20 protein-coding genes are annotated in these 23978 nt (G+C 63.0%); 15 read left to right on the top strand and 5 right to left on the bottom strand.

The window, feature by feature from the left end; translation table 11 throughout:
- Window positions 1-52 precede the first annotated feature (52 nt).
- The 3 genes from rarD (at window position 53) to AB9K34_RS08520 (ending at window position 4274) form a co-directional block, all read left to right on the top strand.
- The gene (gene rarD, locus AB9K34_RS08530; RefSeq protein WP_369954009.1) at window positions 53-979 is read left to right on the top strand and encodes an EamA family transporter RarD; all 927 of its coding nucleotides are present in this window, start codon (window positions 53-55) and stop codon (window positions 977-979) included.
- Between the two features lie 236 nt (window positions 980-1215).
- Window positions 1216-2664, top strand: a complete 1449-nt coding sequence (locus AB9K34_RS08525) for a TrkH family potassium uptake protein (protein WP_369954008.1) — start codon at window positions 1216-1218, stop codon at window positions 2662-2664.
- Window positions 2664-4274, top strand: a complete 1611-nt coding sequence (locus tag AB9K34_RS08520; RefSeq protein WP_369954007.1) for a thiamine pyrophosphate-binding protein — start codon at window positions 2664-2666, stop codon at window positions 4272-4274. Before AB9K34_RS08525 ends, AB9K34_RS08520 begins: the two co-directional genes overlap by 1 nt.
- A 23-nt stretch (window positions 4275-4297) precedes the next feature.
- On the opposite strand, the gene AB9K34_RS08515 is transcribed toward AB9K34_RS08520, so the two are convergent.
- Both AB9K34_RS08515 and AB9K34_RS08510 read right to left on the bottom strand, forming a co-directional pair.
- A complete protein-coding gene (locus AB9K34_RS08515; RefSeq protein WP_369954006.1) occupies window positions 4298-4672 on the bottom strand; it encodes a glycine zipper family protein in 375 nt (124 codons plus the stop codon).
- Between the two features lie 89 nt (window positions 4673-4761).
- Window positions 4762-6513, bottom strand: a complete 1752-nt coding sequence (locus AB9K34_RS08510; protein ID WP_369954005.1) for a serine protease — start codon at window positions 6511-6513, stop codon at window positions 4762-4764.
- 199 nt (window positions 6514-6712) lie between these two features.
- Here AB9K34_RS08510 and AB9K34_RS08505 point away from each other — a divergent pair, with 199 nt between their 5' ends.
- The 8 genes from AB9K34_RS08505 (at window position 6713) to glmM (ending at window position 17635) form a co-directional block, all read left to right on the top strand.
- Window positions 6713-7642 (top strand): glycine--tRNA ligase subunit alpha, encoded by a 930-nt coding sequence (locus AB9K34_RS08505; protein ID WP_369954004.1) that lies wholly within the window; start codon window positions 6713-6715, stop codon window positions 7640-7642.
- A gap of 37 nt (window positions 7643-7679) precedes the next feature.
- On the top strand, window positions 7680-8213 hold the full coding sequence (locus AB9K34_RS08500; protein WP_369954003.1) for a DUF6446 family protein: 534 nt from the start codon (window positions 7680-7682) through the stop codon (window positions 8211-8213).
- Window positions 8214-8343: 130 nt separating this feature from the next.
- Window positions 8344-10515 (top strand): glycine--tRNA ligase subunit beta, encoded by a 2172-nt coding sequence (gene glyS, locus AB9K34_RS08495; protein WP_369954002.1) that lies wholly within the window; start codon window positions 8344-8346, stop codon window positions 10513-10515.
- Window positions 10516-10605: 90 nt separating this feature from the next.
- Window positions 10606-13167, top strand: a complete 2562-nt coding sequence (locus AB9K34_RS08490) for a putative PEP-binding protein (protein WP_369954001.1) — start codon at window positions 10606-10608, stop codon at window positions 13165-13167.
- 166 nt (window positions 13168-13333) lie between these two features.
- Window positions 13334-14002: a cell wall hydrolase gene (locus AB9K34_RS08485; RefSeq protein WP_369954000.1), complete on the top strand. Its 669-nt coding sequence runs from the start codon at window positions 13334-13336 to the stop codon at window positions 14000-14002.
- Between the two features lie 322 nt (window positions 14003-14324).
- Window positions 14325-15260, top strand: coding sequence for a dihydroneopterin aldolase (locus AB9K34_RS08480; protein WP_369953999.1), 936 nt, complete (start codon window positions 14325-14327; stop codon window positions 15258-15260).
- Window positions 15257-16258, top strand: a complete 1002-nt coding sequence (folP, locus tag AB9K34_RS08475) for a dihydropteroate synthase (RefSeq protein ID WP_369953998.1) — start codon at window positions 15257-15259, stop codon at window positions 16256-16258. Before AB9K34_RS08480 ends, folP begins: the two co-directional genes overlap by 4 nt.
- Before the next feature lie 15 nt (window positions 16259-16273).
- Window positions 16274-17635, top strand: coding sequence for a phosphoglucosamine mutase (glmM, locus tag AB9K34_RS08470; RefSeq protein ID WP_369953997.1), 1362 nt, complete (start codon window positions 16274-16276; stop codon window positions 17633-17635).
- A gap of 114 nt (window positions 17636-17749) precedes the next feature.
- On the opposite strand, the gene ilvC is transcribed toward glmM, so the two are convergent.
- Complete coding sequence (ilvC, locus tag AB9K34_RS08465; protein WP_369953996.1) at window positions 17750-18829, bottom strand: ketol-acid reductoisomerase; 1080 nt, start codon at window positions 18827-18829, stop codon at window positions 17750-17752.
- A gap of 80 nt (window positions 18830-18909) precedes the next feature.
- On the opposite strand from ilvC, the gene AB9K34_RS08460 reads away from it, so the two are divergent.
- The 3 genes from AB9K34_RS08460 (at window position 18910) to AB9K34_RS08450 (ending at window position 21028) form a co-directional block, all read left to right on the top strand.
- Complete coding sequence (locus tag AB9K34_RS08460; RefSeq protein ID WP_369953995.1) at window positions 18910-19365, top strand: Lrp/AsnC family transcriptional regulator; 456 nt, start codon at window positions 18910-18912, stop codon at window positions 19363-19365.
- Entirely contained in the window at window positions 19362-19820 is a 459-nt protein-coding gene (locus AB9K34_RS08455) for an Lrp/AsnC family transcriptional regulator (RefSeq protein WP_369953994.1), read from the top strand. The genes AB9K34_RS08460 and AB9K34_RS08455 overlap by 4 nt, the downstream gene beginning before the upstream one ends.
- 80 nt (window positions 19821-19900) lie before the next feature.
- Window positions 19901-21028 carry an aminotransferase class V-fold PLP-dependent enzyme gene (locus AB9K34_RS08450; RefSeq protein ID WP_369953993.1) on the top strand — a complete coding sequence of 376 codons (1128 nt, stop codon included), beginning with the start codon at window positions 19901-19903 and terminating at the stop codon, window positions 21026-21028.
- 15 nt (window positions 21029-21043) lie between these two features.
- Here AB9K34_RS08450 and AB9K34_RS08445 read toward each other — a convergent pair whose 3' ends face one another.
- Window positions 21044-22240: a UbiH/UbiF family hydroxylase gene (locus AB9K34_RS08445; RefSeq protein ID WP_369953992.1), complete on the bottom strand. Its 1197-nt coding sequence runs from the start codon at window positions 22238-22240 to the stop codon at window positions 21044-21046.
- A 94-nt stretch (window positions 22241-22334) separates the two neighbouring features.
- Entirely contained in the window at window positions 22335-22979 is a 645-nt protein-coding gene (locus AB9K34_RS08440) for a pyrimidine 5'-nucleotidase (RefSeq protein WP_369953991.1), read from the bottom strand.
- Between the two features lie 204 nt (window positions 22980-23183).
- Between AB9K34_RS08440 and AB9K34_RS08435 the strand changes: the two genes are divergently transcribed.
- Window positions 23184-23837 (top strand): GntR family transcriptional regulator, encoded by a 654-nt coding sequence (locus tag AB9K34_RS08435; protein ID WP_369953990.1) that lies wholly within the window; start codon window positions 23184-23186, stop codon window positions 23835-23837.
- Window positions 23838-23978 lie beyond the last annotated feature (141 nt).

Below are 23978 nucleotides of genomic sequence, written 5' to 3'. Positions count from 1 at the left end.
AACATGACCGGCTCTCATGCGGCACCTGTTCGTTTCAGCCAAAGGGTGCCCCATGACCAAGCCCAACGAGGATAGCCCGCGCGGATTCGCCTTTGCGGTGTCCGCGTACCTTTTGTGGGGCTTTTTGCCGATCTACATGAAGGCCGTGTCCCATATTTCTCCGGCCGAGGTGATTGCCCACCGGGTGATCTGGGCGATTCCCGTCGCCGGCCTCGTGCTCATCATCATGGGGCGCACGCGGGATCTTCGTATTGCCTTGACGACGCCCAAGATGCTGGCGATGGGGTTTGTCACTGCTGCGCTCATATCCGTCAACTGGGGTATATACGTTTGGTCTATCGCGACAGGTCATACGCTTGATGCAGCATTGGGTTATTATATCAACCCGCTGTTCAGCGTGTTCCTGGGGGCCATCCTGCTGGGTGAACGCCTGACGCGGGCGCAGTTCGTCGCGATTTTGCTGGCGGCGGCTGCGGTCGGTGTTCTGACCTATGACGCGGGCAAGCTGCCGATCGCTGCCATCGGATTGACGCTGACCTGGGGCTTTTACGCATTCTTCAAGAAATGGCTGCCGATCGGTCCGAATCAGGGCTTCATGCTCGAAGTGCTGCTGCTCGCCATACCTGCGCTGATGTTGATCGGATACCTTGTGGCGACCGGCGAGAACCACTTTTTCGTCGGCAACCCCCAGGACACCCTGCTGCTGCTTGGCTGCGGTGTGGTGACCGCGGTTCCGCTGATGCTCTATGCGAACGGGGCCAAGCTGCTCCGTCTGTCCACCATAGGCATCCTGCAATATGTCGCTCCGACGCTGATCTTTCTGGTGGCGGTATTCCTGTTCGGCGAAGAGTTCGGGCGCGCCCGCATGATCGCCTTTCCAATGATCTGGCTCGCGCTGGTCATCTACTCGGCATCGCTTCTGCGGGAATCGCGCAAAGGCAGAAAAGCACGCGAAAAGCCCGCTCCCTGCGATGCCTGATCCGGCAGTTCCGGCCGTACCGGTGTGTTCGCGTGTGTCACGGGCAGAACACGCCGCTCTGTTGTCAAAGCCACCTTCACGAGGTCCGCTGAGAACGGTTGCGGGATAGCCGCATCGCCCGAGTCACGATTCCAGGTGACGTCCGTTGCGGCAGAGTGGCGGCACGACCGCACGCCCTGCTGCTCGGGGCGAGGGGTGCTTGACACGCCGGTCTGTGCGCGCCAACGCTGCGCCCCATGATGGACCTGCGCCCAGTTGGACATGTGATCGGATTGCTTATCGCCATTCTCGGCGGCGCGATGCTGTTGCCGATGCTGACCGATCTCTATTACGGCAACGGTCACTGGACGGTATTTTTCGAATGTGCGGTCATCACCATACTGGCCGGCGGTGCGACCGCGCTCAGCTGTGCCAATGGCGTCAAGCAGGGCTTGACCATTCAGCAAATCTTTTTGCTGACTTCCGCCGTCTGGGTGGCACTGCCATTGTTCGGTGCGCTGCCGCTGATGCTGGGTGAAACGCAATTGTCCTTTACGGACGGCTATTTCGAAGCCATGTCGGGCCTCACGACCACCGGCTCCACAGTGATCAGCGGATTGGATGATCTGCCAAAGGGTCTGCTGCTGTGGCGCGGCCTGCTGCAATGGCTGGGCGGTGTCGGGGTGGTCGTCGTCGCGATGGTCTTCCTGCCTGAGCTGCGGGTGGGCGGGATGCAGATTTTCCGCTCCGAAGCCTTTGACACGATGGGTAAAATCCTCCCCCGTGCAACGGAAATATCGAGCAAGATCTCGGTGATCTACGTCATCCTGACACTCGGCTGCATCGCCAGCTACGCGTCGCTTGGAATGGATATGTTCGACGCGGTGGTGCATGCGCTCACCACGGTTTCAACGGGCGGATTCGCCAATTACGACGCCTCGTTTGCGACCTTCTCGGGACCTCTGGAATATGCCGCCTCGATCTTCATGATCCTCGCCGCGCTGCCATTCGTGCGCTATGTGCAACTGATGAACGGCAATTCCAACGCGTTCTGGCGGGATCCGCAGATCCGGGCGTTCCTTGGCACCATTCTGTTCCTGGTTCTGGTCATGTGGTTCGAACTTCAGCGCATCTTTCCGCACCACTGGGAACAGTCTTTCCGCGAGGCGCTGTTCAACATCACCTCGATCATCAGCGGCACGGGATATGCGAGTGTCGATTACATGGCGTGGGGGCCATTGCTGATCACGCTGTTCTTCCTGATCGGATTGATCGGGGGCTGCGCGGGTTCGACGAGCTGCTCGATCAAGATCTTTCGCTTTCAGTTGCTCTTTGCCTCGATCCGGGTTCAGTTACAGCGCATCCGGCTGCCCAACGGGGTGTTCGTTCCACGCTATGACGGAAAACGGGTGGATGACGACGTGCTGAATTCGGTCATGTCGTTCTTCGTGTTCTTCATCGTGACAATCGGTATCGTCAGTTGGGCTCTGGCCATGACCGGGCTGGATTTCGTGACGGCGATTTCCGGTGCGGCGACGGCGGTTGCCAATGTCGGTCCGGGTCTCGGCGATATCATCGGCCCGTCGGGCAACTTTGCCTCGCTAAACGATTCCGCGAAATGGATCCTGTCCTTTGCGATGCTCTGTGGCCGTCTCGAACTGATGGCGGTCTTCGTAATCTTCACTGTTCAATTCTGGAGGGCTTGATGCCTGACTTTGCATCGTCCATTCGTCGCCCGCTTGGCGCGCAGATTTCCCACATGCTGCATGATCGCGGTGTCGATGTCATTTTCGGCATTCCCGGCGTGCACAACCAGGAAATGTATCGCGGCATCGAGGAGGCGGGGATCACCCATGTTCTCGCTCGCCACGAACAGGGTGCCGGCTTCATGGCGGATGGCTATGCGCGCGCGACCGGCAAACCGGGCGTGGCCTATGTGATCACCGGGCCGGGGCTTTGCAACATCATGACGCCGCTGGGACAGGCGCAATCGGACTCGGTGCCGGTGCTGGCGATCTCGTCCTGTCTGGATGAAACCGCGTCGCGCAAGGGGCAATTGCACCAGATGAATGATCAGGAGATCGCCGCGGCCACCGTGTGCGACTGGTCCGCAACCGCGCAGAGTGCCGCGTCGGCCTATGGGCTGATCGACCGCGCGCTTGAGGAATTCGACAGCGACCGACCGCGTGCGAAACATATCCAGGTGCCGATTGCACAGCTCGAAGCGGTCGCCGATCCGGCTCCGGCCCCCAACATGCCGGCCACGCGCTGCACGGCCGGTGCGAAAGAGATCGCGCCGATCCTGTCCCTGCTCAACGTGGCGCAGCGTCCACTGTTCATTCTGGGCGGTGGCGCAAAGGGCGCGTTCTGGCGCCAGATCATGTCGCAAACCGGCGCGGCCTGTTTCACCACCTATGCCGGTCGCGGCTGTGTCGGCGCGGGCTATCCGCTTGATTTCGGGTCGATGCTCGCCCGGCCGGGCAGTGCCGAGATCATTGCCAGCGCCGATCTGGTCATCGCCATCGGCACCGAACTGGCCGAGGTCGACTTGTGGCGGGACCATCTTGGCCATACTGCACCGCTGGTGCGGGTCGATCTGGATCCTGTCTGCCTGTCTGATGCGCAACGCGCGACGGTCAAGATACGCGCCGATGCGCGCGACGTGGCCGCAGCGTTGCAGCAGGCCACCGAAAACCACAGGCCAAAGACCGGCTGGGACGTCAGCGAGGTGTCGGACATACGCGACCGCTGGCGCGCTGAAACATCGGCCGAACGCCCGGGTATCGCACCGGTCTGTGACGCGCTGAAAGACGTGCTGACGCCGGACACGATGATCTATTCCGACATGACGCAGTTTGCCTATGTGGCCAACGAAATCTGGCCCATGCATCGTCCGGGCCAATGGCATCATCCCAGCGGCTTTGGCACCCTTGGCTATGCGCTGCCTGCCGGTATCGGCGGGGCTGTGGGCCGCCCGGGCAAGCAGACCATGGTGATCATCGGTGACTACGGGTTCCAGTATACCGTTGCCGAACTTGGGGTTGCCGTCGAACTGGGGCTACCGCTGCCGATCCTGCTGTGGGACAATGGCAAGCTCAAGGAAATCGAAGACAGCATGACCCGCGCACAGATTGCGCCGAATGCCGTGATTGCCCGCAATCCGGACTTCTGCAAGCTGGCAGAGGCATATGGCGCGCGCGCGACCGCGCCGCAGAGCCTGGCGGATTTGCAGCAAGACATACGTGCCGCGTTTGACGCTGACGGTCCGACGCTGATCTACGTGACGCCGGCGATCACCGGAACCGGCGGAGCATGAGAGCTGCCGCTATCGGGTGAGGGTCAGCCCAGCACCCGATAGCCGCGTCCGGACATGCAGTTTCTCACGATGTTCTCGCGGCGGCTGTTCTGGCGCGCGATGCCGGATGCCAGCCCGGCAATTGCGCCGACGGCGGCGGCTTCTCCGAGGTTGCTGCTGTTGCCATCCCAGATGACGGCAGACGCCGCGCCGATCCCCGCGCCCGTCGCGGTGGACCCCGCAACGCGCCCGTCCACAGTGCCGCCCGAGGCCGCGAGTTGCTGGCATGCGGCGAGGTCGGCGTCATAGGTCGGCCCCCTGGGGCCGTCGATGACCGGCGTGTAGTTGGCGCCGCTATTGGCGCAGGCCGTTGCAATCAGCAGCGCGGGCAAGGCGGCGAGCAGGCGCAATCGTGGCATCCGAGTTCCTCCCTGATCCCATGTATGACGACACAGGTGACTGCGTAAGTCCAGAAAAACGCCGCCCCCGGCGCAGATCTAGCGCAGATCTAGTCCCAGCAGCTGACCAGAACGGTCATGCCGGTCGCGATGCGGCTTATCTCGGTCGGGGCGAGTTCGGCGTCCTCTTTATCATCCTCGGCACTCAGACCGGCGGTCTGCATGATGCCGCGAATTGCGTCTGCATCGGCGGCAAAGTTCACATCCGGGGGAAGTTGCTTGCCGTCATCCGACGTGCCGGGCAGCAACATTCCGAGAACGCCGCCGCTTGCATCGAGCACCGGGCCGCCCGCGTCTCCGGGCAGCGCATTCAGCGCCAGCCGGCTCAGTCCGGTTTCGCCGCGCAGCCCTTTCACGTCCGTCAACGTGCCAAAGGTCATGGTCGGCGCACCCAGCTTGCCCTCATAGCTGAACCCGGCAACCGCGATTTCCGATTGCAGCCGGCCCTCGCCTACGTGGAAACGCGCCACGGACATCGGCGCCAGCGATTGTTGCGGGCGCAGTATCGCGATTCCCAGCCGCTCGTCACTGGTCACCACGTCCGCCTGATATTCGCCGTCCAGCGTGATCCGCGTGCATCCCGCTGCCACATCCGACGTGGTGATGACCGTGCCTTTGGCATCGGCGAAAAAGCCCGACCGCGACAGGCGGGGTTTGCGCACCTCGAGCCCGGCGACCAGATCGACATCCTGTGACCTGTCCGCCCCGGCACCAGGGTCCAGAACGCCCGGGAGACGAGTGAAGCTGTCTTTCATCGCGTCCAGCACCCGTTGCCGGCGGGCTTCGTCGCCGTTCGGCCAGATCAGGGTAAAGCCCTTGATCTCGCCATTTTCGAGGCTTGCTTCGGTATAGGAGGTAAAGGTCTTGCCGTGGCCTTCCAGTGTAAAGCTGTTCCTGCCGCGCTCGCGGGCACCGTCCAGAGGAACGATTTCGAGCGTCTGCATGATGTCATAGAGGCCAAAGAGCGTCGATTGTGTTCCCGGCTGGCTGATCAGCATCACCTTCGCCGCAAGATCGCCGGAACTGGTCTTGTAATGGGCGAAGGGCGGCTCATAGCGATCGAACTCGACGACGCCGGCGGGCAACTCCATTTCGATTCCGGTCTGGGCATCTCTGACGGTTGCCATGCCGACACTGATCAGCGGTTCGTTATACTGATCCATCAACGTCTTGCGTTGCGCGGTGGTCAGGACCCCGGTGACCTCGAACCCGTTGTTCAGCTGCCAGTCGGACATGGATTGGCGGGTGCCACGGCCGAACGAGCCGTCGATGACCGAGTTGTAGAACCCTGCGGCGCGCAGGGCGATTTGCAGGTCCCGGCGCTCTTGCGCGCTCAGCGCGCGTTCGCCGCGCCGGGCCTCTGCGGGCGTTTCGTCTGCCGGTGTGGCGGGGACGGCGGGCACGTCCGCCTGTGGCGCGGCCTGCGCGACGGGTGCCGCGACAACGCCATGGTTCAGAACATTTGCACCCTCGGGCCAGAATTGCGCCCCGAGGTCGCGCGAATAGGCGATAAAGGAATCCGACGGAATCAAGCGATCACCGCGATAGACCTGAAGCACCCGCTGGGCGTCTTCGGGCAGGTATGGCCCCAGCAGGATGCCGTACCATGTCCCGCCCAGCGAAAATCCGTTCACATCCGAGAGCCGTGCCGCGAAGTCCTGGGCGCGGGCGCGGGCAACCTGCAAATTCGGGTGCGCCTCGATCTGAACCCAGACGGCCTCTTCCTCCGCCTGCTGTGCCGAAACTGCACCGCTCAGCATCAGCGCAGCACCCAGCAAAGACACAAAAAACTTCCTGACCATGTAAAACCTGCCTCGAACCGTTTGAATTTTCGGCACCTAAGCAGGAATTTTCGCCGATTGCCACGGGTTTCGGCACCGGACCCTGCGCTCTTTGCGGCGTTGACCCCGCTGTGCCACAGGCATAGGTAAAACCCGCTTCGCCCGGCCATCCGCGCTGCGGCAGGGCAGATATTCTCCGGACCGCAACGGGACACGCCGCATGACCGACCAGACCACAGCCCCACGTTCCTTTCAGGACATCATCCTGAGGCTTCAATCCTACTGGGCGTCCAAGGGCTGCGCGATCATGCAACCCTATGACATGGAGGTCGGTGCGGGCACGTTCCACCCGGCGACGACGTTGCGCGCGCTTGGCAACCGGCACTGGGCCGCCGCCTATGTGCAACCGTCGCGCCGCCCCACGGATGGGCGCTATGGCGAAAATCCCAACCGCTTGCAGCACTACTATCAGTATCAGGTGCTGATCAAACCCAGCCCCCCGGATTTGCAGGCGCTTTACCTCGGATCGCTGGCGGCGATCGGCATCGACATGGACCTGCACGACATCCGGTTTGTCGAGGACGACTGGGAGAGCCCGACGCTGGGCGCCTGGGGCCTTGGCTGGGAGGTCTGGTGCGATGGCATGGAAGTGAGCCAGTTCACCTATTTTCAGCAGGTCGGCGGCCACGACTGCGCGCCGGTTTCGGGTGAATTGACCTACGGGCTCGAGCGGCTCGCGATGTATGTGCTGGGCGTCGAGCACGTGATGGACATGCCCTTCAACGACCCGGACGCTCCGATTGCGCTGAGCTATGGCGATGTGTTCAGGCAGACCGAGGAGGAATACGCCCGCTGGAACTTCGACATTGCCGATACCGGGATGCTGCTGCGTCATTTCGAGGAAGCCGAGCAGGAATGCGCCGCGATCCTCTCTCAGCCTGCGCAAGACCCCAAGACCGGCAAGCGGATCGTCATGGCGCATCCGGCCTATGACCAGTGCATCAAGGCCAGCCATATCTTCAACCTGCTGGATGCGCGCGGCGTGATTTCCGTGACCGAGCGGCAAGCCTATATCGGCAGGGTGCGGGCGCTCGCCAAGCAATGTGCCGATGCTTTCGTTCAGACCGCCGCCGGCGGATATGCCGCATGAACCGCGCCGACCGAAACCGCGCCCGACGGGTGGCGTCATGACGCTGGGCCGAATTGTCATCGTGCTGCTTCTGCTTGTTGCGCTCGTGGCGGGCGCGTCGCTCTATTACCTGCAGATCTACGGCTATTATTATGCGGTCGAACCCGATCCGGGGCGGGACGTGCTTCTGGTCTCGGATGCGACCAACGCGCCCGAACCGATTCCCTATGATGCGTTTCAGGGCATTGACGCCGACAGTTCGCCCATCCGTTACCGCGCCTGTTTCAGCACCAGTGCCACCCCCGAGGCGCTGGCGGAGTCCTATGTCCCTGTGGCAGATGCGACCCCGCGCAACGCGCCGTTCTGGTTCGAGTGTTTTGATGCGAAAGATATCGCCAGCGAGATCGAAACCGGAAATGCGCAGGTGTTTCTGGGTGGCAAGAACATCCGCTACGGCGTGGACCGCTATGTTGCGATTACGTCGGAGGGGCGCGGCTTTGCATGGAACGAGTTGAACAATTGCGGAGCCAAGGCGTATGACGGCACCGTCATCGGCGAGGAATGCCCGCCGCTCGATCCGCCCAGCGACTGACCCGGAGCGACCGCCGTGGCCAGATTCCATCGACCGCCCCTTTGTCAGACCGCCCTTTGTATCCGTCTTGTTCGTTGATATTGCCAACGCGCCGATCATCCAGACGATCCCGAACTTCTGAGGACCAACCATGCCCGACCTGCTCATCGAACTGTTTTCCGAAGAGATTCCCGCGCGGATGCAGGCCCGCGCCGCCGAGGACCTGAAGCAACGGGTAACCGACGGGCTGGTCGAAGCCGGACTGACCTATGCGGGTGCGGCGGCCTTTTCGACCCCGCGCCGCCTGACCCTCGCGGTCGAGGGGATGCTGGCCGGATCGCCGGCCCGGCGGGAAGAGCGCAAGGGCCCCCGCGTAGACGCACCCGAAAAGGCGATTCAGGGCTTCCTGCGGGGCGCGGGCCTTACGGTAGAAGACCTGGAGCAGCGCGACACGCCAAAGGGCGCGGTCTATTTCGCGGTGATCGAAAAGCCGGGTCGCCCCGCCGCCGAGATCATCGCCGAGGTGCTGGAAACCACCATTCGCAACTTTCCCTGGCCCAAATCGATGCGTTGGGGCAGCGGCAGCCTGCGGTGGGTGCGCCCGTTGCATTCGATCCTGTGCATCCTGACTGATGAAACCGGCACCACCACCGTGCCGTTGGCGCTGGAGGGGCTGACCGCGGGCGACCGCACCGAGGGGCACCGGTTCATGGCTCCCGGAAGGTTCCCGGTCGCGTCATTCGAGGATTACGAGGCCAAGCTGAAGCGCGCCCATGTGATGCTGAACCCGTCGGAACGGGCGGATCACATCTGGGCCGATGCCACCAACCTCGCCTTTGCCGCCGGTCTCGAGGTGGTCGAGGACAAGGGGCTGCTGGCCGAGGTGGCGGGGCTGGTCGAATGGCCGGTGACACTGATGGGGCGGATCGATGACGCATTCCTCGATCTGCCGCCCGAGGTGTTGCAGGCGTCGATGCGCGAGCACCAGAAATTCTTTTCCGTGCGCAACCCCGCATCCGGGCGGATCGAGCGCTTCATTACCGTGGCCAACCGCGACACGGCCGATCAGGGCGCGACCATTCTGGCGGGAAACCAAAGGGTACTGTCGGCGCGACTGGCGGATGCCAAGTTCTTCTGGGACAACGATCTGCGCATTGCCAGGTCGGACATGGGCATCTGGTTGCAGGCATTGGAAAACGTGACCTTCCACAACAAGCTGGGCAGCCAGGGCGAGCGCATCCGCCGGATCACCGCGCTGGCCCGCGAACTGGCCCCGATGGTTGGCGCCGACGCGGATCAGGCAGGGCTGGCCGCAGAACTGGCCAAGGCCGATCTGTCCAGCGAGATGGTCTATGAATTCCCGGAATTGCAGGGGCTTATGGGGCGTTATTACATCGAAGCCGCTGGCCATCCCGCCGAAATCGCCGCCGTGGCGCAGGAGCATTACTCGCCCCTCGGCCCCTCGGATGACGTGCCCACCGCACCGCTCTCGGTTGCCGTGGCGCTGGCCGACAAGCTCGACACGCTGACGGGGTTCTGGACGATTGACGAGAAACCCACCGGGTCGAAAGACCCCTTCGCGCTGCGCCGGGCTGCCTTGGGCGTGGTGCGGTTGATTCTGACACAGGACCTGAAACTCGGCCTTCTTGATCTCATTCATCATCATCTTGTCGGCTCGGTTTATGAGTCGCGACATTCTGTGGTGCGCGAGCAACACAAGGGAAAGGGGAGCACTTTTATCGCTTTCGGTCAGTCATTGAGAACATTGCCTGATGGCCGAAAGCTTGATCAGAATGCAATAGACCTGCTCGCCTTCATCCACGACCGCCTCAAGGTCTATCTGCGCGATCAGGGCATTCGCCATGACATCATCGATGCCTGCATCGCGATGGAAGGAAATGACGACCTGAACCTTCTGGTCAAACGGGCGCGGGCGTTGAATGACGTGCTGGCGACCGAGGATGGCGAGAACCTGTTGCAGGGGTTCAAGCGCGCCAACAACATCCTGTCGCAGGCCGAGGAGAAGGACGGGGTCGAATATTCCTATGGTGCGGATATCAAATTCGCCGGGGATGACAGCGAAAAGGCGCTGTTCGCGGCGCTGGACGCCGCCAAGGCCAGGATCGACCCGGCGCTCGCGGCGCAGGATTTTCCGACCGCGATGGCTGCAATGGCAAACCTGCGCGCGCCGATCGATGCGTTTTTCGAGAATGTGCAGGTCAACACCGACAACCAGACGGTGCGCCGCAACCGGTTGAACCTGCTGAGCCAGATCAGGAGCATCTGTAGCTCGGTGGCCGATCTGACCCGCGTCGAAGGCTAGCGGACCCCACATACGCTTTCTCTTGCGCCGCCGCCCCCTGCGCCTATGCTGCGGCGCAGGAATTTTTACGAGCGGCGGTGCAGAAAACCCATGCAGAACAACCCGCATACCACGTTGATCACCCCCGACGCGCCGCTGGCCGCCTCGACCCATGGTGGCCGTGCCAAGTGCTTGCAGCGGCTGGTGCGCCTTGACATGCCGGTGCCGCGCACCGTGGCGCTTTCGTTTGACGCGGTGCATCGCATCGCCGCCGACGAATTGCCCGATATCGTCGCCATCGTCGGGCAGTTCGAACCCGACACGCTGCTCTGCGTGCGCCCGTCCTCGGAGGATCCGGACTGGGGCGGGCCGGGGGCGGTGCTGAATGTCGGGATGAACGATGCGCGCTATGCCGAACTTTGCAAGAGTCTCGGCGAGGATGCGGCGGCGGCGCTGTATCTGCGGTTCGTGCAATCCTATTCCTTCCATGTCGCGCGCCTGGATCCGGACATGTTCGACGGGGTGGCGAGCGACGGGGCGCAGGGGTTGCGTGAAACCTTGCTGGCTTACGAAACCGAAACCGAAGAGCGTTTCCCGCAGGACCCGGCGGATCAACTGGCGGCGGTGCTGCGGTCGATGGCACGGGCCTGGGAGGGCACTTCGGCGCGCCTGCTGCGGCAGGCCAAGGGGGCGCCGGCGGATGCGGGGCTTGGCCTGGTGGTGCAGCAGATGATTCCCGGCGTGGGGCAGGGTGAATGCGGCTCGGGCGTTCTGCAACTTGTGGATCGCGAAACCGGCAAGCCGCAGATCACCGGCCGCTATCTGAGCCAGAGCCAGGGTCGCGATGCGCTCGGGGCCGGGAGCGAGGCACTGTATCTCGAAATCGACGATCGTGGCCCGTCGCTGGCCGAAGTCGCACCAGAGGCTTATGTCGCTCTCAAGGAACACGCTGCGCTGATGCGGCGCAAGCTGCGCGAAGAGATGCAGGTTGAGTTCGTCATCGGGGATGGCCAGGTGCATATTCTCGATGGGGTGCGGGTGTCGCGCAGCAGCCGTGCGGCGGTCAGGATTGCCGTGCAACTGGCCCGCGACGGCATCATCACGCCGCAAGAGGCAGTGATGCGTATCGACCCGCACGCGGTGACGGAACTGCTGCACCGGCAGGTCGCGCCAGACGCCAGACGGGATGTGCTGGCCACCGGCATTGCCGCCAGTCCCGGCGCCGCGACCGGGCGTATCGTGTTTACCTCGGCCGAGGCGCAATCGTCTGCCGCGCGCGGCGAGGCCTGTATCCTGATCCGCCGCGAGACCTCGCCCGAGGATATTCGCGGCATGCATGCTGCCGCCGGGGTGCTGACCGAGCGCGGCGGTATCACCAGCCACGCCGCGGTGATCGGGCGCGGACTGGGCCTGCCCTGTATCGTCGGCGCCTCGACCTTGCGTTTCGTCACCGGCAAGCGGCAGCTTATCGCGCCTGATGGCCGGGTGCTGCGCGCCGGTGACATAATTACCATCGACGGCGGCAACGGGCAGGTGCTCGCCGGTGAGCCGGCGACGATCGAGGCGGCGCTGGACGATGCGTTCCAGACCCTGATGGGCTGGGCGGACGAGGCGCGCGACATTGGCATCCGGGCCAATGCCGACAGCCCCGCCGACGCCCAGACCGCCCGCAATTTCGATGCGCAGGGTATCGGGCTGTGCCGCACCGAGCACATGTTTTTCGATCCCGGTCGCATGACGGTCATGCGAGAGATGATCTTTGCCCAGACCTCCGCCGGGCGCGCGGCGGTGCTCGAGCGGCTGTTGCCGATGCAGCGCGACGATTTCGTTCAGCTGTTTCGCATCATGGAAGGCAAGCCGGTCTGCATCCGCCTGTTCGACCCGCCGTTGCACGAATTCCTGCCCAATACCAAGTCCGGACAGCGGGAACTGGCCGAGGCGTTGAACCTGCCGGTCAGTGACGTGGTGCGGCAGGTCGAGGCGATGGAAGAATACAATCCGATGCTCGGACTGCGCGGTGTCCGCCTCGGGATGACGGTGCCGGAAATCTACGACATGCAGGCCCGCGCGATCTTTGAGGCGACGTTGCGCGCGAGCGAGGATGGCGAGCCGGTTGTTCCGGAAATCATGATCCCGCTGGTCTCTGCACGGCGCGAGGTCGAACTGGTCAAGAAGCGGGTGGATGCGGTGGCCGCTGCGGTGCGGGCCGAGCAGGGCAAGACGTTCAACTATCGCCTTGGCGTCATGGTCGAGACCCCGCGCGCCTGCCTGCGTGCAGCCGAATTTGCGCCCTACACGTCGTTTCTCAGTTTTGGTACTAATGACCTGACGCAGATGACCTATGGCCTGTCGCGCGACGATGCCGGCCGGTTCATGTCGGATTACGTGCAACAGAAGATCTTTCCCGAAGACCCGTTTCACGTTCTGGATACCGAGGGGGTTGGCGAACTGGTGCAGTTGGGGGCCGAGCGGGGCAGGATCAGCAATCCGGACGTTACCCTGTCGATCTGCGGCGAACACGGTGGCAACCCGGAATCCATCGACTTCTGCCGGGCGGCGGGATTCGACTACGTTTCCTGCTCGCCGTTCCGGGTTCCGGTGGCACGACTGGCGGCCGCACAGCTGGCGATCGCGGACAAGATTTCCGGGGCGAAATCGGGAAAACATTCCTGATTTTGATCATTGCATGAGTGATTGATCCAAATCGGAACGGTTCATACGCGAAAATCCGCCTGCAATGCCCGGAAAACTGGATCTTGCACGGAAAAAAGTCTAAGGCCTGCCCTGCGCTTGTCGCGGGAGGGTCCGGCGCGGATCATTCTTTGGGGAATTGTACGAAATGTTTCGCTCGAAAACCGCAATTGCGGCAATCTGCCTTGCCGCGATTGAGCTTGGTCTTGCAGTCGACGCGGCCCGTGCCGATGTCAAACGCACCGACCCTGTCGAAGAGACACAGGAACGCACCAAAACCAAACGGCTGGGCCTAGGCCCGTATCTGAAATCGCTGCTGACAGCGTCGCAACCGCGTGCCGAAGTCAAGCCGATCGCGGCGACCTATTCCAGACGATGGATCGACAGCCAGCCGCCTGCCAGCGGCGGCGAACAGTGGCGCTGCCTGTCCGAAGCGTTGTATTTCGAGGCGCGCGGGGAAACCGTGAAGGGCCAGTTTGCCGTTGCGGAAGTCATCCTGAACCGGGTTCAGAGCAGCCGCTTTCCCGACTCGGTTTGCGCGGTGATCAACCAGGGCACCGGCCGTCGTTATCAGTGCCAGTTCACCTATACCTGCGACGGTCGCGAAGAGGTGATTGCAGAGCCCGGCGCATTCCGCCGCGTTGCCAAGGTCGCCCGTGCGGCCATTGACGGGGTCGGGGTCGATCTGACCGATGGCGCGACCTATTACCATACCAATGCGGTCCGGCCGTCCTGGTCACGCCGGTTTCAGGAAACCGCACGCATTGGTGTCCATGTATTTTACCGACCGGGTATTCGTACCGCGAGCAGCGAATAGCCATACCCGGACGGGTGATGTCATTTGGCGTCGTCAGGCACGGTCATTCTGGAGGGGGCTTCCGCAAGGAAACTATGGGATGGACCGCAGCAATCCTGATCGGCGCACAGCACCGACCGCCACCTTGGTGATGCCGGACGGTCCAGGGCCAGTGGTCATGAGCTTGGGAGGGTTCATGGGCGCTGGCCACTTTATTTCCGGGGCGCGGAACTGATCCGCCGGATGGAAACCGATTGGCGTCTGGCCGCGCTGTCCTTGTACTGCTAGGTTGACCGGAACACGCGGCGTGTCACCTCTCTGGACGCAAACAAAAGGCTTTTTGATGACTTCTGAAATCCGACTCGCCTTCGCGCACCCTTCCGAACGCGCCGAGGCAACCGCTTCGCAGGACCCGCTCGACAGGATTTCGCTGCGCGACCATATCGTTGCCGTGGATATCGGGGCTTTTCAGGCCGAGCGCGGCAAGACCCAGCGGATTTGCTTTAACGTCGTGGTCGAAGTGCAGCCGCTGACCGGGCCAATAGACGATGACGTCGACCGGATCCTCTCCTATGACAAGGTGACCGAGGCGATCCAGCACGAGCTGGCAGAAGAGCGGCTCAATCTGCTGGAGACACTTGCGGCACGTATTGCCGAGCGTATCCTGCTCGAACCGCAGGCGATGCGGGTCTTCGTGCGTGTCGAAAAGCTCGATCGGGGGCCGGGCGCGCTTGGCGTCGAGATCGTGCGCGGCCGTGACCAGATTGCCCCGGAGGCGCTGGACAGCCCCGCACACGATGATGACCGCCCGCATCCGCGCCTGACCTACCTGTCAAATCGCGCGATCGCATCGGATAACCTGTCCGGCTGGATCGACCAGCTTGCCGGGGGGGACCGGCCTTTGGTCCTGTGCGTCGGGGCGCATGATCAGCCGCGCCCGATGACCGGCCACAAGATGACCCAGCGCCGGATCGACCTTCTGGCCATCGAGCAGAACGCCTGGGCGCTTGCCGCGCGCGACCTGCGCTGCAAGGTGGTATCGACCAGAACCGAACTCGACTGGGCGATGAAGAATGGACAGATCTGTGTCTGGGCCCCGTCCAAGATCGTGCTGGATGCGGTCGATGGGCCCTCGGCCGCGCCCTCCGATGCGGTGGCGCTGGCGGCGTGGTTCGCGGCGACGTTTGCAGCCGACGAAATGCTGGTGATCGGCTCCGACCTGCCGCAGGATCCGGGCGTTCCCCTTCGCGCCGTGTCCGTGGAACAGCAAATCCTGTGACCCTGGCCGCGCGACCGCTGGTCCAGCAGGGGCCTGCAAGACCCGGCGACGCGGTGCCGTTGGCGGGCACACGGCACCTGTGGTTCACCCATGCGGAACTTCACGGGCGCGGCGCACCGCCTTGCGTGGTGCCGGCGTCGAGCCTGCCGTCGCGCCTGCTCGCAAACCTTACCGCGCCACGTGCGCCGGTGATGGGGCTCGATATGGCCGAGCCGCAGATCATGGGCATTCTGAACGTCACGCCGGACAGCTTTTCCGACGGGGGGCAACATAATGACGCCGAAGCGGCGCGCAGGGCTGCGCTGTCGATGGTCCGATCGGGCGCGTCGATTATCGATATCGGCGGCGAATCGACACGGCCCGGCGCCGACACCATTGATGAAGAGATCGAGACAAGGCGCACGGCGCCGGTGATCTCCGCCCTCATGCGCGACACCGACATGCGGATTTCCATCGACACGCGCAAGGCCGGCGTCGCCAAGGCGGCAATTGCGGCGGGCGCGTCGATGGTCAACGATGTTGCCGGGTTCACCTATGACGCGGCCCTTGCCCCGCTCTGCGCCCGCGCCGGCGTGCCGACCTGTATCATGCATGCGCTCGGTGATCCGGCCACGATGCAGCAGGACCCGCGCTATGACAACGTGATCCTGGATGTCTATACCTATTTGCAGGATCGTGTGACGGCGCTGGAACGTATCGGCATCGCGCGCGAGCGCATGGTGATCGATCCGGGGATCGGGTTCGGCAAGACCGAGGCGCATAACCTGGCGCTGTTGCGCAATATCGGCGTGTTTCACGGCATCGGTTGTCCGATCCTCCTGGGTGTTTCGCGCAAGCGTTTCATCGGTTCGATCGGTCAGGCCCCGGAACCGGCCAGCCGTGCACCGGGTTCGATTGCCGTGGGGCTTGCCGCGCTGGCGCAGGGTGTGCAAATCCTACGGGTACATGACGTCGCCGAGACGGCGCAGGCGCTGCGTCTCTGGTCGGCAGCGAGATAGCGACAAGGACTTCTGATGCGAGAACTGTTTGGAACCGACGGCGTCCGTGGCAAGGCCAACGTTCATCCGATGACCGCCGATATGGCCTTGCGGATCGGTGCCGCCGTGGGGCGGTACTTTCGGCGCGAGTCCGGGGGGGTGCACCGGGTGGTGATCGGCAAGGATACGCGCCTGTCAGGCTACATGTTCGAGAATGCCCTGACGGCGGGGCTGACCTCGACCGGTATGAACGTGCTTCTGCTTGGTCCGGTGCCGACGCCAGCGGTGGGGTTGATGACACGGTCGATGCGCGCGGATCTGGGCGTGATGATCTCGGCGAGTCACAATCCGGCAGAGGACAACGGCATCAAGTTCTTTGGCCCTGACGGGTACAAGCTGTCCGATCAGGTCGAGGCCGAGATCGAGGCGCTGATCGACGCGGGGGTCGAAGCCGCGCAGGCGGTCAATATCGGGCGGGCCAAACGGATCGACGATGCAAGGTTCCGATACGGAGAGCGCGTCAAATCGTCGTTGCCACGCGATCTGCGGCTGGACGGGCTGAAGGTGGTGATTGATTGCGCAAACGGCGCCGCCTATCGCACCGCGCCTGAAACGCTCTGGGAGCTCGGGGCCGACGTGATCCCGGTGGGGGTCTCGCCCGACGGGCATAATATCAACCGTGAATGTGGATCGACCAAACCGCGTGTTGCGGCCGAAACATTGGTGGCGCATGGGGCCGATGTGGGAATTTGCCTGGATGGCGATGCAGACCGCGTCATTCTCATCGATGAAACCGGAACCGTTGCGGATGGCGATCAGCTGATGGCGCTGCTGGCCACGCGTCGCGCCGCCGAGGATCAACTCGCCGGGGGGGCACTGGTCGCGACCGTGATGTCAAATCTCGGTCTTGAGCGGCATCTTCAGGCCCAGGGGCTGCGGCTCGAACGCACCGGCGTCGGGGATCGCTATGTGGTTGAACGCATGCGCGAAGGTGGCTTCAACCTGGGTGGCGAACAATCGGGACATATCGTGATGACCGATTATGCCACAACCGGTGACGGGTTGATGGCCGGGCTCCACTTTCTTGCCGAGATGGTCCGGTCGAACACACCGGCGAGCGCGCTGGCGCGTCAGTTCGAGCCGGTGCCGCAATTGCTCAGGAACGTGCGCTATGGCGATGGGCAGCAACCGCTGCAACTTCCCACGGTGCAGAGCGCGATCGCGGATGCCGAGGCCGAGTTGAATGGGACGGGCCGGTTGCTGATCCGCAAGTCGGGCACCGAGCCGCTGATCCGGGTGATGGCCGAGTGCGAGGACCCGGATATGCTCGACCGAACGGTGAACAGCATCGTTCAGGCCGTGACCGATGCGGTCGGATCTGATGCCGCGGCGCAATAGTGGCGTCTGACGGCTCTCGGCGCCGGTAAATACAAGACCCCGGCGCAGGGCCGGGGTCGGGAAGGATGCGGTCGATGTTACGCGGTGGGTGCGCGCGGGCGCACCCGCGCCGGATCAGTTCTTTGCCTTGTCGACCATCTTGCCGGCGCTGATCCACGGCATCATGCCGCGCAGCTTCTCGCCAACCTGCTCGATCTGATGCTCGTCGTTCAGGCGGCGCGTGCCTTTGAAGAACGGCTGACCGACCTGATTTTCCGCCATGAAATCACGAACGAATTTCCCGGTCTGGATGTCGCGCAGAACGGCTTTCATCCGGGCCTTGGTTTCGTCGTAGGGCAGGATGCGCGGACCGGAGACATATTCGCCATATTCCGCCGTGTTGGAGATCGAGTAGTTCATGTTGGCGATGCCGCCTTCATAGATCAGGTCGACGATCAGCTTCACTTCGTGCAGGCATTCGAAATAGGCCATTTCCGGGGCGTACCCGGCTTCGACCAGTGTTTCGAAACCCATGCGGATCAGTTCGACCAGACCGCCACACAGAACCGCCTGTTCGCCGAACAGGTCGGTTTCGCATTCCTCGCGGAAATTGGTCTCGATGATGCCCGAACGGCCGCCACCAATGGCCGAGCAATAGGACAGGCCGATTTCCAGCGCCTTGCCCGATGCGTCATTGTTGACCGCAACAAGGCAGGGCACACCGCCGCCTTTGGTGTATTCGCCACGCACCGTATGGCCGGGACCCTTGGGGGCCATCATGATGACGTCGACACCCGGCTTGGGCTCGATCAGGCCGAAATGCACGTTCAGACCGTGGGCAAAGGCGATGGCGGCACCTTCGCGGATGTTGTCATGCACGTATTTGCGATAGGTTTCGGCCTGCAATTCGTCGGGCATGGTGAACATGATCAGGTCGGCCCATGCGGCGGCTTCCGCGATGCCCATCACCTGCAGGCCTTCGGCTTCTGCCTTCGCGGCGCTCGGGCTGCCCTCGCGCAGCGCCACCGCCAGGTTCTTGGCACCGGAATCGCGCAGGTTCAGCGCGTGGGCGTGGCCTTGGCTGCCATAGCCCAGAATGGCTACTTTCTTGTCTTTGATCAGGTTGATGTCGCAATCGCGATCATAATAGACGCGCATTTTGGCGTTCCTTTTGCTGTCATGTCTTCTGTGCAGGGTGTATCGGGAGAATTGCATAAAGGGCAGGGGACAGGAGTGGAATAAATCTCTGATTTATGCCATTCCTATTCTCGAAATATATAAAATGCGAAAAATTCATGCTCGACGACATTGACCGCCGGCTGTTGCGCCTGCTTCAGGCCGAACCGACCCTGACCAATGCAGAGCTGGCGGCCTCTGCCAAACTCAGCACGTCCAAGGTGTTCCGTCGCATCGAGAAAATGCAGGCGCAGGGGCTGATCCTCGGGAAAGAGGCGGTGATCGACTGGGCGGCGCTTGGCTATGCGGTCGAGGTCAGTCTCAGGATCACGCTGGACAAGACGCAGCCCCGCGCCTTTGACGATTTCATCGCGGCGGCGCGCGAGGTGCCGGAAGTGCTCGAGATCCAGACCTTCCTGGGGCGGGTCGACGTGCGATTGTCGGTCATCGCGCGGGACATGGCGCAATATCGGCAGGTCTATCGCACCCGCATCCTGAACCTGCCGCATATCGCAGATATCGAACCGCTGATGCATCTGTCGCGAATCAAGAGCAACGAGGCGTTGCCGGTATGATCGAACTCGACGATATCGACCGCGAGATCCTTCGGACATTGCGTCACGATGCCAGCCAGAGCGCGGGGGGCATCGCGCGCAGGCTCGGGATGTCGCAGCCGGCGGTCTGGCGGCGCATCCGGCGGCTTGAAAACGAAAAGGTGATCAGGGGGATTCGGCTGCGCCTGAACGCCGAGGCGCTCGGCTTTGGAGTGACGGTTTTTCTGGGCGTCAAACTCGCCCGCAAAGGTCACGTCAGCTTCGAGGATTTCGAACGCGCTGTCAGCGCCATTCCCGAGGTTCAGACCGTCGAGCATGTGCTCGGCCTCTATGACTTCCGGCTGCGGGTGGTGGCGCGGGATCTTTCGGATTTCGAACGGGTGCTGCGCCGGCGGATCATGACCCTGCCCGGCGCAGGCGAGGTCGAGGCCAATGTGCTGCTGAGCGAAGAGCGCCGACCCGGGCCGCTCGGCTAGTGTGACATGGGGCGAAATGGCGGTTTGCCAACCCGTCTTGCGCGGGCTAAGGAAAGGCGCATATTTCCACGGAGGACCAAATGCCCGCGCTGCTCGATACCGTTGATCCCGAAGGACTTCAGGAATTTTCCGTCGTCTTCACCGACCGTTCGCTCAACCACATGTCCGCCGTGTTCCAAAAGGTCATGCGCGACATCTCGGACATGCTCAAAGAGGTCTATGGCGCCCATGCGGTGGCCATCATTCCCGGCGGCGGCACCTATGGCATGGAAGCCGTGGCACGGCAATTCGCGCGCGATGCCAAGGTTCTCGTGGTGCGCAACGGATGGTTTTCATATCGCTGGAGCCAGATTTTCGAAACCGGCAGCCTGACCGCGCAGACCAGCGTGATGAAGGCGCGGCAGACCGCAAATACCACACCGTCGCCCTTTGCCCCGGCCCCGATTGACGAGGTCGTCGCCGAGATTCGTGCGATGCGCCCGGACGTGGTGTTCGCACCGCATGTGGAAACCGCTGCGGGTGTGATACTGCCCGATGACTATGTCACCGCGATGGCCGCCGCCGCGCACGAGGTCGGCGCGTTGATGGTGCTCGACTGTATCGCGTCGGGCTGTGCCTGGGTGGACATGCAGGCCACCGGGGTCGATGTGCTGATCTCGGCGCCGCAAAAGGGGTGGAGCGCGTCGCCATGTGCGGGCCTCGTCATGCTGTCGGAACGCGCCGAGGCGCGTCTGGCCGAGACCAGTTCGGACAGCTTTGCCATCGACCTCGGCAAGTGGCGGCAGATCATGGTGGCCTATGAAAACGGCGGCCACGCCTATCACGCCACCATGCCGACCGATGCGCTGCGTGATTTCCGTGACACGATGCAGGAAACCCGCGAATACGGGTTCGAACGTCTGCGCGAGGCGCAGTGGGCGCTTGGCAACGGTGTGCGGAAAATGCTCCGCGACAAGGGCGTGGTGTCGGTCGCCGCCGACGGGTTCGGTGCGCCGGGGGTGGTGGTCAGCTATACCAGCGATCCGGAGATTCAGAACGGCAAGAAATTCGCCGCGCTTGGGATGCAGATTGCAGCCGGTGTGCCGCTGCAATGTGATGAGCCTGCGGATTTCAGCACCTTCCGCCTTGGCCTCTTCGGGCTCGACAAGCTCTATGACGTGGACGGCACCATCGCGCGTCTCAGGGCAGCGCTCGACCAGGTCCTCTGAGAGGTCGGCTGGAGGCTACCTGACGCCCAGCCCCATCTGCATCAGGGTGCGGCGCACCTGCGGCAGCGCGTAGAGTGCGTTCAACCCCGCCGCGCGCGCATCGCGCAGCGGGCGCGCCTGAGCCATCGAGGCGCGGTTGAGCAGGTCGATCCCCTGCGCACGCAGGCTGACATCGCGGAACCGGGCCGCGTGATAGGCGTCAAGCATTTCCGCATCGCCCAACCCCTCCGGGTGGGCGAGCGCGAGGTCCAGCAGGCAGCGCAGATCGGCAAGCGACATGTTCAGACCCTGCGCGCCGATCGGCGGCACCACATGCGCGGCCTCGGCCATCAACGCGATGCGTTCCCCCGACATCCGCGCGGCCTTTTGGCTGATGATGGGCCAGATGCTGCGTCGCGTGGCAAGTTTCAGCGGGCCCAGAAGGCCGCAGGACCGTTCCGTCATCGCAGCTTCAAAACCGGAGACTTCCAGATCGTAGAGCGCCGCGGCCCGTGGCCCCTGTTCCATCCAGACCACTGCCGAAGACGGATGACCTTCATGATCGGGCAGGGGCACCAATGTGAAGGGGCCGCCGGTGCGATGAATTTCGGTCGAGACGTTCTCGTGCGGTACGGGGTGGGTCACGGCGAAGGCCAGTGCCTTTTGCCCATAGCGTATCGTATGCACGTCGATTCCGGCGGCCTCGCGCATTGCCGACCCTCGCCCGTCGGCCGCGATCACCAGCCGCGTCCTGATCCGGCGACTGTCCGAGAGGCCGACCCTGGCTTCTGTCTGTCGGGTAAACAGGCTGACCGTGCCGGTTCCGGGGCGGAAATCGACATTTGACAGCTGCTCCAGCCGGGCCACGAGCTCGCGCCGCAGCAGCCAGTTGGGCAGGTTCCAGCCAAACGGATGGTCGGACACATCCGCGGCGTTGAAATCGCGCACGACCCGTGGTTCGGGCTGCGCGCCGCCCGCATCGACGATACGCATGGTGTGAAGCGGTGCGGCATGCGGCGCAAGGCGCGCCCAAAGACCACATGGTTCCAACAGGTCGCGCGCCGGTTGCAGGATCGCGGTGGTGCGCAGGTCGGAGCCTTCGGCATCACGGTTGGTAATCGGCGGAGCGGGGTCGACACAGATCACGTCGAAACCGGCATTGCCGAAGACCACGGCGGCGGTCAGCCCGGCAACCCCGCCGCCGGAAATAAGGATATCGCAGGTATCAGCCATCGGATCGGTCCCTTTCATTGGCGCAGGCTAGTCCGGCGGATCACCGGACACCAGACGACACGCTGTCCCGGCCCAGGGGCGCGGCGCGTTCGCATTAGATCACTGTCCGCAGAAAGCTGTTCAGGTTGTCGGTGTAGTGATGGATATGATCGGCGGCAACGGGCGCCGGTGCCACGTGAACGGTGCGCATCCCCATGTCATGAGGCGCCGCGAGATTGCGGTGATCGTCTTCGAACATGGCCGCGTGGCGCGGATCGCTTTGATCCTGGGCGAGAATGGTCTCAAAGGCCTGACGTTCCGGCTTTGGCAGGAATTCGGCATGTTCGACGCCATAGACCGCGTCAAACAGACCCGAGAGACCACGCGCGCCAAGAACCCGTTCGGCATAGGGTGCGCAGCCATTGGTATAGACGATCTTGCGACCCGGCAGGTCGGCGATGCGCGCGCGCAGATCGGGGTCCGCGTCAAGATGATCGAGCGAAATGTCGTGCACATCCGTCAGGTAGGGGCCGGGATCGACGTCATGTTCGCGCATCAGCCCCGCCAGCGTGGTGCCGTATTGATGCCAGTACTGCTTGCGCAGCAGATCGGCCTGGGCGCGCTCGACACCAAGCGCATTCATCACGAACCTCGTCATGCGCAGCTCGATCTGGTCGAACAGCCGGGCCTGGGGTGGGTAGAGGGTGTTGTCCAGATCGAACACCCAGGTGGTGACATGAGAGAAAGCGGCTTTGACCATATGTGTCACCCAGAGCGTTTCGCGATTGACTTGCAATATCGGACATCAGCTAACACGTTGAAATATCTGGTTTCAGACAGTATCAGCTGATTCAGGTTCGTCGCGAAACGCTTTAGGACACAGGCGCGCACAAATCAACGGCGGGGTTGATTGCACGATGCACCGGCCTGTAGACATGATGGACCCAAGGCCGGAAAGGACCGGATGACCCAGATCAAACAACCGCAGACCGACGCCTACAGCCTGATTCTCGAGGCGATCGATGTCGGTGTCTACAAGCCCGGCGACCGGCTGGTGGAGAGTGATCTTGCCGAGCGTTTCGGCGTGTCGCGGACGCCGATCCGCGAGGCGTTGCAGCGCCTGGAGACACAGTCGCTGCTCGAACGCGACGGGCGGTCGCTGATTGTTGCGTCGCTGAATCACAACCAGATGGCAGAGCTCTATGTCGTGCGGCGCGAGCTCGAAGGGCTGGCGGCGCGGCTGGCGGCACAACATGCCACCGCAGAAGAGATCGCGGTGCTGCGGGCCATGGTGTCTGCGGATGATGCCCTGGTGAACGACCCGGCGGCGCTGGCGCGCGCCAACCGACGGTTCCACAAACAGATCCATCTGGCCTCGCATAATCGCTATCTCGTGCAGCAACTGGACCTTGTGCATCGAACGATGGCGCTCATGGCGACAACCTCGCTCGCCGCACGGGGGCGGGGGCAGATCGCGCAGAGTGAACATGATGGCATCGTCAGCGCGATCGAAGCGCGCAACGAGGCGCAGGCCGAGGCTGCCTTGAAAGAGCATATTTCGGTGGCCTTCATGACGCGGCTGAAACAGGACGCGGACGCACGGGAGCGTTCAGACTAGACCGTCCTGCAATTGGCTTGAAATCTCTGATTTCAGGCCGCGTTGCCTTTGTCGGCTGATCCTGGCGTTGCACGTCGTTTGGTTCCGCTGTCGACCGCCGGATCGCTCGATTTCCGACCGACGGGGGCGTGACGCAGGGCT

This window comes from Sedimentitalea sp. XS_ASV28, assembly GCF_041224545.1.
Lineage (GTDB): Bacteria > Pseudomonadota > Alphaproteobacteria > Rhodobacterales > Rhodobacteraceae > Sedimentitalea.
Note: the sequence above shows the minus strand (reverse complement) of the source record. Positions and strands in the feature narration are given on the sequence as shown.